Annotated in this window: 5 protein-coding genes; 3 read left to right on the top strand and 2 right to left on the bottom strand. The window is 45.4% G+C overall.

The genetic code is table 11. The features are described 5' to 3' along the window. Positions 1-92: 92 nt before the first annotated feature. Positions 93-3,146 (top strand): BREX-1 system adenine-specific DNA-methyltransferase PglX, encoded by a 3,054-nt coding sequence (pglX, locus tag EKM85_RS01980; protein ID WP_125584600.1) that lies wholly within the window; start codon positions 93-95, stop codon positions 3,144-3,146. 62 nt (positions 3,147-3,208) lie between these two features. On the opposite strand, the gene EKM85_RS01975 is transcribed toward pglX, so the two are convergent. After that, positions 3,209-4,288, bottom strand: a complete 1,080-nt coding sequence (locus EKM85_RS01975) for a tyrosine-type recombinase/integrase (RefSeq protein ID WP_125584599.1) — start codon at positions 4,286-4,288, stop codon at positions 3,209-3,211. 17 nt (positions 4,289-4,305) lie between these two features. Beyond that, on the bottom strand, positions 4,306-5,076 hold the full coding sequence (locus EKM85_RS01970) for a hypothetical protein (RefSeq protein ID WP_125584598.1): 771 nt from the start codon (positions 5,074-5,076) through the stop codon (positions 4,306-4,308). A 163-nt stretch (positions 5,077-5,239) separates the two neighbouring features. Here EKM85_RS01970 and pglZ point away from each other — a divergent pair, with 163 nt between their 5' ends. Together pglZ and brxL are read left to right on the top strand one after the other, a co-directional pair. Continuing rightward, the gene (pglZ, locus tag EKM85_RS01965; protein WP_125584597.1) at positions 5,240-7,756 is read left to right on the top strand and encodes a BREX-1 system phosphatase PglZ type A; all 2,517 of its coding nucleotides are present in this window, start codon (positions 5,240-5,242) and stop codon (positions 7,754-7,756) included. After that, complete coding sequence (gene brxL / locus EKM85_RS01960; RefSeq protein WP_225418914.1) at positions 7,746-9,794, top strand: protease Lon-related BREX system protein BrxL; 2,049 nt, start codon at positions 7,746-7,748, stop codon at positions 9,792-9,794. The genes pglZ and brxL overlap by 11 nt, the downstream gene beginning before the upstream one ends. Positions 9,795-9,796 lie beyond the last annotated feature (2 nt).

The following is a 9,796-nucleotide window of genomic DNA, read 5'->3' as shown; positions in this document are numbered from 1 at the left end:
ATTATATCGGCGATGGCGGCTGTTTCATATCATGATTACGAGGGCAAAGCAGAGCGGCGCCCTCAGATAGTTTTTTGCGCACGGATGACTACTTGCAGTTGCTTTTCACTCCTAGTTATCAGAAGGGGGTTATCAAAGAGCTAACTACGGATATTCTAGAGGCGGACTTCGATGTCACTGCCGGTGGCCAAGTTGAGGTAATCGGCTGGCTTTATCAGTACTACAATCAAGAACCCAAGGACGTTGCTTTCAAGAAGAGAAAGTACAGCCAAGCCGACATTCCAGCAGTGACGCAGCTGTTCACCCCCGATTGGATCGTTAAGTATCTAGTGGAAAATTCTCTAGGTCGATACTGGATTAATCACCTGATTGCGGCCGGCGATCAGCGAACCGCCAGCGAGATTGCTGATTCCTTTGATTGGCACTTTTTCATGGCGGACGCTGAACAGCCTGAATCGGTGCAAGTTAAGATTGCTAAATGCAATGTCTCGTTAAAGGATCTGGATGTTACCGGTATTAGGTTCGTCGATCCCGCCTCAGGGTCTGGTCATATCTTGGTTTATGCGTTTGACGTCTTTATGCAGCTATACCGCTCTGAAGGATACACACAACGTCAGGCGGCCAAGCTGATTCTCGAAAAAAATCTTTACGGAGTCGATGTCGATACGCGTGCCTTCCAGCTGACATACTTCTCCCTGATGATGAAAGCTCGACAGTACGATCGGCACATCTTAAATGCAGATCAAAAGATCAACGTGATCGACGTGCCGCAATTTGACTGGAGCGAAGATGATATTGCATTGCTAGTCCAGGGTACCAATGTGCCTGATCTTAAGCCTCAGCTCTTGGCTATTGCTAAGCTATTCCGGGATGGCAATGAGCTGGGGTCGCTGATCTCGCTGAAAGACCAACAGATCGACTATGCTTCATTAGGTAAGCTGCAGGTTTCTGAAACTGATCACTCTCAGCTGAATTTGAGTGACGTTCATCGTCAGACACTTCTTGGCCAGTTAGATAATGCAATACATGCTCTGACTCTTCTTGATGGAGAATACGAGATTGCAGTTACGAATCCACCATATATGGGATCGGGTAAGATGCCAAAGTCACTCTCCAATTTCGTTAAAAAGGACTATTCAAACTCAAAGGCTGATTTGTTTGCTGTGTTTATGGAGCGGCTAAAGAATCTGACAGTTTCACACGGCTACTACGCAATGATCACTCAACATCAGTGGATGTTCTTGTCAAGCTTCGAGAAGCTGAGAGCGTTGCTTAAGCAAGAGACAATTGTCAATTTGGCACATCTAGGGACTCGAGCATTCGAAGAGATTGGCGGAGAGGTTGTCCAATCAGTCGCTTTCGTTCTTCGGAATCAGATGTTGCCTGATTTCGAAGGCAGATATGAACGTTTGGTTGATTTTGATTCACAGCAGAAGAAAGAGGCAGCTTATCTAAAGGCAGTTGAAAACCCGCAGATTTCATACGTCTATCGGTCTAACCAAGCGAACTTTGGGAAGATGCCGGGGAGCCCGATTGCTTACTGGGCGAGTTCGAATTTGATACATGATTTTGAAGTCGGTAAGCCTCTTTCAGAAGCTGCTGAGCCCAGAGTTGGCTTGCAAACAGGAAATAATGATTTGTTTCTCAGACAGTGGTTTGAAGTGAATCGCGCTGAAATAAAATTTGACGCTCAGGATGGTATATCTGCCTTAAAGTCAGGATTAAAATGGTTCCCCTACAACAAAGGTGGTTCTTACCGGAAATGGTATGGCAACTATGATTATGTTGTGAATTGGGCACGGGATGGGTATGATATTAAACACTTCACTGATAGCCGAGGGAAACTAAGATCACGCCCACAAAATACAAATTATTACTTTCGTGAAGCGATTACGTGGTCTGCAATCACGTCTGGTCAGCCCTCGTTTCGACTTCAGGACGGCGGGTTGATATTTGATCATGCCGCGTATAATATTTTTAACTATTCTTTGCCTCTTCTCGCCTTTTTAAATTCTAAGATTGTCAGTTTGGTATTGCCAATGCTGAATCCTACGATTAATAGTGGCTCAGCAGCTATTAATGCCTTACCAATTCTGGATAGCACAAAAGAAGTTGATCGAATTGAGAAATTAGTAGCTCAAAATATATCCTTATGTGCTGCTGACTGGAACGAAAGCGAGTCTTCTTGGAATTTTAAGTTCCAGACTCTACTACCTAATATCGCTGAGCATCACCGAAATTGGACGGTTGAAGCCGCGTATAAAACCTGGGAGAAAGAAGCTGCCGATCGCTTTGATCAATTGAAAGCTAACGAGGAAGAGTTGAATCGGATTTTCATTGATCTGTACGGTCTTCAAGACGAGCTTAGTCCGGAAGTCGAGGACGCTGACGTTTCGGTTAGACATGCGGATCTAGAACGAGACATTCGGTCTTTCTTGTCCTACTTTATCGGCGTCACTTTTGGCCGTTACTCGATTGATACGCCTGGTTTGGCTTTTGCTGGAGGAGACTGGGATTCCAGCAAGTATAAGACATACCAGCCAAACCAGGATGATGTGATTGTTCTCACTGACGATGATTATTTTGGTGACAGTCGAGATATCATTAATCGGTTAAAGGAGTTTTTGATCGCTACATTTGGCGAGGATCACCTTTCAGAGAATCTGAGTTACATTGCAACTCAACTTAATAAGAAGGGTGAGACACCAGAAGAGCAGATTCGTCACTACTTCATCGAAGACTTTTTCAAGAAGGATCATCTTTCCACATATCAGAAACGGCCTATATACTGGGAGTTAAACTCCGGCAAACAGGGTGGTTTTAAGGCGCTGATGTATCTGCATCGGTATGATGAAAACACGATGGCAATGATCAGGACTTCATATCTACATCCACTTCAGGAAGCATACAGTCGAAAGAGAGAATCACTCCAGCAGATGAAGAATCAGGAGGCTGGTACCCGAGAGCAAAGCATGTTGCAGCGTCGACTGGACAAGTTAGACAAGCAGATTGCTGAGGTTACCAAATATGATGCGTCCCTTCAACACGTCGCGAATCTCCACATTTCGTTGGATTTAGACGATGGCGTCGTTGCAAATTATCCAAAGGCACAAGCGGGTGAGAAGCTTTTTACACCTCTCAAATAGAATTTAAAAAGGGTCACGATAGCTGCGTCGTGACCCTTATTTGTGCCAAGAAAAGTGCCAATTTACAGGGTATTCAAAATGTTGATGATTTTATCGTTGTCCTGTTCTTCCAATTCCTTAATGATATGTAAATATGTGGACTGCGTAGTAGTGATGTTGCTATGTCCTAAACGCTTTGATACAGAAAGGACGCTGACGCCCTGATATAATAGAACTGAGGCGTGGGTATGCCTCAGGCCGTGAAAAGTGATTCTTGGTAGCCCAAGTTGGTTTAGTTTTTCGGTGAGAACCTTGTTTATTCGAGCTGAGACTGGTGCGACACCATCTGTTAAGAACAGTGGGGTATTCTGAGCTACGCTGTGATCTAGAATATAGTCATTGAGTATTCTTGTTGTTTTCGAATCCAAGGGGATAGTCCGGATGGAGGCTCGATTCTTGGTCTTCTTAAATCCGGTACGATATTTATAATCCCAAGTTTTGTTGATCCGCAATAACCCCGAGGACAAATCAAGGTCGGCAGGTGTAATGCCGAGAATTTCAGCGTAGCGCATTCCTGTCACAGCTGCGATGTAGATAATCAAATTATCTTGATCTTTTGAATCCAGATTATGGATTAACTTCTGCCAGTCCTCGTAATCGAGTGCTTTTCTCTTTGGCTGAACAGATTTTCCAGTGATGACGGTCTTGCGCGTAGGGTCAAAGATGATGACGTGCTCGTCTAGAGCATCTAACAAGGCTGCTCTAATTTGCTTATGAAATGTCGAGACTGTGCGAACTGCGTGAGTTTGTGCAAAATAGTTAATGCGATCTTGGTATAAGGAACGGCTGAGATCTTTAAGCTTGATGTCTCCGAAAATCTGGCGGATATGTTTCAAGGTATTGGTATATTTTCTTAGGGTGATGTCGCTTACCGAGCCTGATTTGTAAAGCTTGAGCCAGCGTTCGAAGAAATCCGCCAGAGATAATTCTGCATTGCGATATTGTCGAACATCAACGAAGTCGGTCCGAACCTTGCTGGCCGCCAACTCCGCATCGCTTTTTAGACGAAAGCCGGATCTACGCAGTTTCTTATACTGGCCATCCCTGTCTTTATACGAGATCTCGTACTGCCATACTTCCCCACGTTTCCGATAACTAACCATAGATTTCCACTCTCCATTCATATTTTTCTAAAAAGTTGGCGCAAATTTGGCACATAAGGACCATAATGCGCGACTTTTTGCGGATGTGAGAGTGGATGCTCAGCGATATGATCCATTAGCTGAAGACAATTAAATCCCCAGGAATGTTCGTCTACATTCCAATCGTCTTTTGCAATCTCTACGGACATCCTGGTCATCTTTAAGACCGGGCCAATGTCGTCGCTAGACACTGCTACAACTGGAAATGATGAAAAATTTCCGACCTGAAGATTGATGGTTGGATTTAGCATTTTCAGCACGTAATTACCGACCTTACTGTTCATCACTGCCATGATTAGCAACAGATTTTCGTGTGAGTCAGAAAAAGCGGACATTCCTGAAACATCATGAATACTGCCAGGTTCTCGAAATCGCATGCTAAACCCACCACTAGTGATCAATGACCACGTAATCGCTTCACGAAAGTAATATCTAACATTCTTAACGGTACGAGATGCATTCTTATATTTCTTTGTAGCTAGTTCAATTATCTCTTGGCCACCATTCCTCCAGTTAATAACATAATCATAGTTTCCATACCATTTTCTATAAGATCCGCCTTTGTTGTAGGGAAACCATTTTAATCCCGATTTAAAAGCACTTGTGCCATCTTGGGCGTCAAATTTTATTTCGTAGTAATTGACCTCAAACCACCGTCTAAGAAATAAAGCATTATTGTCGGTTTGCAATCCAACCTTTGGCTCAGCCACCTCAGAAAGAGGTTCACCAATTTCAAAATCATGTATCAAATTCGAACTCGCCCAGTAGGCGATGGGACTCCCCGGAATCTTTCCAAAGTTCGCTTGGTTAGCTCGTTAGTTGAAGACGAATGTAGTAAGAAAGTTCTCCCTTGGGTATACTAGGAGTAGTAAATAATCGGCAGTTTCAACGCAGAATGGGGATAAGTACGGAATGGCAGATTTGAATCTTGACCAGATCACGGAAGCGCTTAAGGGAATGTTCACACCCAGCAATCATTTTGTCTTCTGGTATGACGATCAGGGAGATTTTGAAGACAACATTGATGATCTAGAGCAGCGGCTTGATCAGTCTATCATTCGTATGGCGCCTGATGAGCAGTTTAAGACGAAGTTGAAGCTTCTAGAACTTCAGAAGAACGGTGAGAGTGCGCTCGTTTATTCACCAGCGCCAATGCCGGAATTGAAGCTAAATTTCCTGGCTGATTTTCTTCGCTTTTCCAAAACTTATACTGCCGATGCTACCTTGATGCTCCTGAATGAGTTGGGCTTGCCATCCGCACAGAAGGCCTGGCTGGAAAGCCAGGTACAATTCTTTGGCAGCAAGGAACGCAAGGAGAAATTTCAGAAGCTGTATCGACAGGGCGATGACCCTAGCATGACAGTGCTTGCTGTCTTATCAAAAGCTGATGAAGTGAGACTTAACGCTGTCTTGCGTGCGGTACTACATAATGGCTCATTGGAGGCTGATAATGCCATTCTGCAGTTGTTTGCGAAGTATGACTTGCTAGAAGCGTTCTGGGCCTTCGTTGCGCAAGCATATGGATATACGAAGGCAAAACCAACGCTTCGGGGGTTAATGACAGCCATTCTGTTGAATTTTGCTTATGATGAGGCCCAGCTCGATTTGCCGAGCACCTTTGTTGATTACCAACTGAACGTGGCTAACAACGCCATTTCTTTTGTGCAGAATAGTCGCAATATGATCGATGTCAAGGCTGACCTGTCCAGAATTGCAATGGACGTCTGGCAATTCGTTCATGCTGAGAGTCAATTCAAACGGCTGGATATCTCACAGCTAATTAAGATTGACGCTTTTCCACAGATCGACGTTTTGATTGTTCAGTGGATGACAGCTCGTTTGCTAGATGACGATATCGCGGTTCGGGTGGGGAATATGACGCTCAAAGAGGCGATTAGCCTTCGTGGCAAGATGGCTTATCACGAGAAGTTCGGTAAGCTCTATCAAATTGAGTTGGCGGCAGTCACCTTACTGGGCTTTCACGTCAAAGGTAACACTGAAAGTCTCGACGACATGATTAACGATTACACTTCGCATGATTATCGGATCGACACGACGTACCGTGAATTTGTGGTCAGCCTAATGAATGTTGACCCTGATCAGATTGAACTGGTTGAAGGGTTACGTTCCAAGGTCGAGAATGCCTATCTAAATGATTACCTCGCTCATTCGGTTCGTTTCTGGAATAAGGTGTATTCTCCGCAGGCCATCGTACCTTCTCACCAGCAGCGCCGTTTTTATTCCAACTTTGTCACTTCGGAACAGCAAAGGACCGTTGTGATTATTTCGGATGCCTTCCGCTTCGAAGCAGCGAGGGAACTGCAGGCTAAGTTAGATCGGCAAGATAAGTTTGAAACCAAGATGGACTGGATGGTTACGGGCTTGCCCTCTGTGACTTACTTTGGGATGGCGGCATTGCTGCCAAATCATCACCTTGCGTATCATGGTGAAAAAAATGTGACCGTCGACGACCAGAACGTTGATAATGTGGACAAGCGTCGAGAAGTTCTGCAGGCAGAAAATCCCGCCAGTCAAGCCATCCAGGTTTCCAAGTTTCTGGATATGAATACAGTAGAACGGAGGGCACTGCTTACCGGCCAACAAATTGTCTATCTTTATCACAACGAAATCGATGTTACTGGCGAAAGCGCCAAGACGGAGAGTAGTGTGTTCAAAGCAGTTGATCACACGATTGGCACGTTGAGTCGAACTATCGAATATCTGCGAAATCTCAGTGTAAGTAACATTTTAGTCACCGCCGATCACGGGTTCATATACCGTTGGGCGCCGATCGACGAGGCCAACAAAACTGATATCAGTGACTTCGACACAGATAAAAAAGAACAACGTTACGCGTTCAGTAAGACGCCAATTCACCTCACTGGGGTGGGTTATCAACGGCTTGGGGATCTTTTGGGTAATGATGACCAAACCTACGTGGATTACCCGACTAACTTCAATATTTTCAGAGCCCCTGGTGCAAGCCAGAACTATGTCCACGGTGGCGCTTCTGCTCAAGAAATGTTGGTGCCAGTGCTCAACATCAAACTACGTAAAGGCCGTTCTCAGGCGGTTAGCGCCAAGATTCACGATGTGAGCTCCAGTCGTCGCATCACTTCTCGCCAGATGACTGTCAGGGTCATGCAGGATGAGGCGATTAGCGATGTCACCAAGCTGGCACATTATTCGATCTTCTTTGCCGATGATCAGCACCGTAAGATTTCCGGCGTCACACCATTTGTCGCTGATATTGTGGATCAGGACCCCACTGCCAGAATCAAAAATATTCGGTTAACGCTCACTGAGCAGACTTTTGAAAACGGAAAGACCTACCACTTGATCCTGCATAATGACGAAACCGATGTTGAGTATTCTTCGGATTATCAAATGGACATTGTTATCCAAGGGGGGTTTGGCTTTGACATCTGATGAAGAAAAGCAAACCGAACAGAATGCACTGTTAGATAAACTGGAAGATTTTTTTCCTGGCCGTTTTGTGCGGAAGGACCTGACTACCCGAATTAAGGAAGGGGCAAATGTCCCAACCTACGTGCTGGAATTTTTGCTTGGCCAGTATGCGAATGGTTCAGATCCAGTCACAATTGAACGTGGTGTCGAAAACGTCAAGAAGACACTTGCCAACAATTATGTTCGTCAGGACGAAGCTGAGAAGGTGAAGTCTAAGATCCGTGAAAATGGGTCGTATACTGTGATTGATACTGTCACGGTTAAGTTGAACGAAAAGCTGGATCGCTACGAGGCTAGTTTCAGCAATTTAAATCTTGAAGGCGTGCCAGTTGATGAGCAGTTTCCTAAAAAATATGAACGTTTACTAGTTGGTGGCATTTGGTCAATTGTGCGGCTGAGCTATGATCATGAGAGCGAAGATCACTTTATCATTGACTCGCTGATGCCAGTGCAGGTGCCTTCGATAGACATGCAAGAGATCAAGGACGCGCGTAAGCACTTCACTACCGATGAGTGGCTCGATTTGCTGTTGCGAACCATTGGGATGGAGCCGGATCAGTTTGATAAACGTGTCAAATTATTGCTGATTGCGCGTTTGATTCCTTTTGTTGAGAACAATTACAACCTGGTTGAATTGGGGCCGCGTGGCACTGGCAAGTCCCATGTGTACAAAGAGTTGTCGCCGAACACGATTCTGGTTTCAGGTGGTCAGACCACGGTTGCCAATCTCTTTTATAACATGGCTCGTCATGAGGTGGGATTGGTCGGCATGTGGGATGTTGTCGCATTTGATGAGGTCGCGGGGATCAACTTCAAGGATCAAGACGGCATTCAGATCATGAAGGACTATATGGCATCGGGTTCATTTGTCCGCGGGCGGACGGAAGTTCAGGCATCTGCAGGGATGGTATTCGTTGGCAATATTAACCAGAGTGTTGATGTGTTGCTTCGGACTTCGAATTTATTTGAGCCGTTTCCACCGGAGATGGGTATCGATACGGCATTCTTGGATCGTATTCACGCATACTTACCCGGCTGGGAGATTCCCAAGTATAAGCCTGCTTTTTTCACTAAGGGTTACGGCCTTATTACTGATTATATGGCCGAAGTAATGCGTGAACTGCGTAAGACAGGGTATGGAGATGTGATTGAGGAGTTCTTTACACTCGGTCCTCAACTTAATCAGCGAGACACGATTGCGGTGCGTAAGACGGTGTCGGGGATGATCAAGCTATTATTTCCAGACGGTCAGTTCACCAAGGATAACCTCGAAGAAGTACTTCGGTTTGCGCTTGAGATGCGTCGTCGCGTTAAAGAGCAGCTTAAAAAGATTGGTGGGATGGAATTCTACGACGTTAACTTCTCTTACATTGACCGAGAATCAGGCGAGGAGAAGTTCGTCACTGTGCCAGAACAGGGATCAGCCACGCTCATTCCAACAGGTACTGAGAAACCGGGCTATGTCTACACGATTCAGTACGATGACTCAGGGCGACTAAGCTTATTCAAGCTGGAGTCTCAGCAAATGCCAGGCAATGGTAAGTTGGAAAAGGCCGGGGTCGGCTATAACCGAGGTACGCGCGAAGGTATGGATACTGCAATGCATCGTCTAGAAAGCCATTACGCAGATATCGATCAACGGATCATGCCTAAAAAACATAACTATGTTGTGCAGATTTCCAATCTTAACGGCAACGGTATTAGCGAACATATGGCATTGGCTACCTACATTTCGTTGATTTCAATCTCGGTGGGTCGATCCACGCTCGATAGCATGGTTGTGCTTGGCGATATGACTGTCGGTGGGTCAATTGACAAGATTACGAACCTTGCTGATACCTTGCAGGTTGCCAAGGATAGTGGGGCGAAGAGTGTGCTGCTGCCGTCCTCTGCAATGTCACAGATGAGTGAGGTGCCAGCTGATCTCTTTGGAGCCTTTACATGGGTGACGTATCAGACTGTCGAAGAGGCCGCGTTTAAAGCCTTTGGATTAGTGTAAGG

The organism is Lacticaseibacillus jixianensis, assembly GCF_003946485.1.
Classification (GTDB): Bacteria; Bacillota; Bacilli; order Lactobacillales; family Lactobacillaceae; genus Lacticaseibacillus; species Lacticaseibacillus jixianensis.
This window is presented reverse-complemented; position numbering and strand designations above follow the sequence as displayed.

Bases quoted from the DNA above. Each gene is read 5' to 3' on its own strand.
- EKM85_RS01975 (WP_125584599.1), bottom strand. From the start codon at position 4,288: ATGGTTAGTTATCGGAAACGTGGGGAAGTATGGCAGTACGAGATCTCG.
- pglZ (WP_125584597.1), top strand. From the start codon at position 5,240: ATGGCAGATTTGAATCTTGACCAGATCACGGAAGCGCTTAAGGGAATG.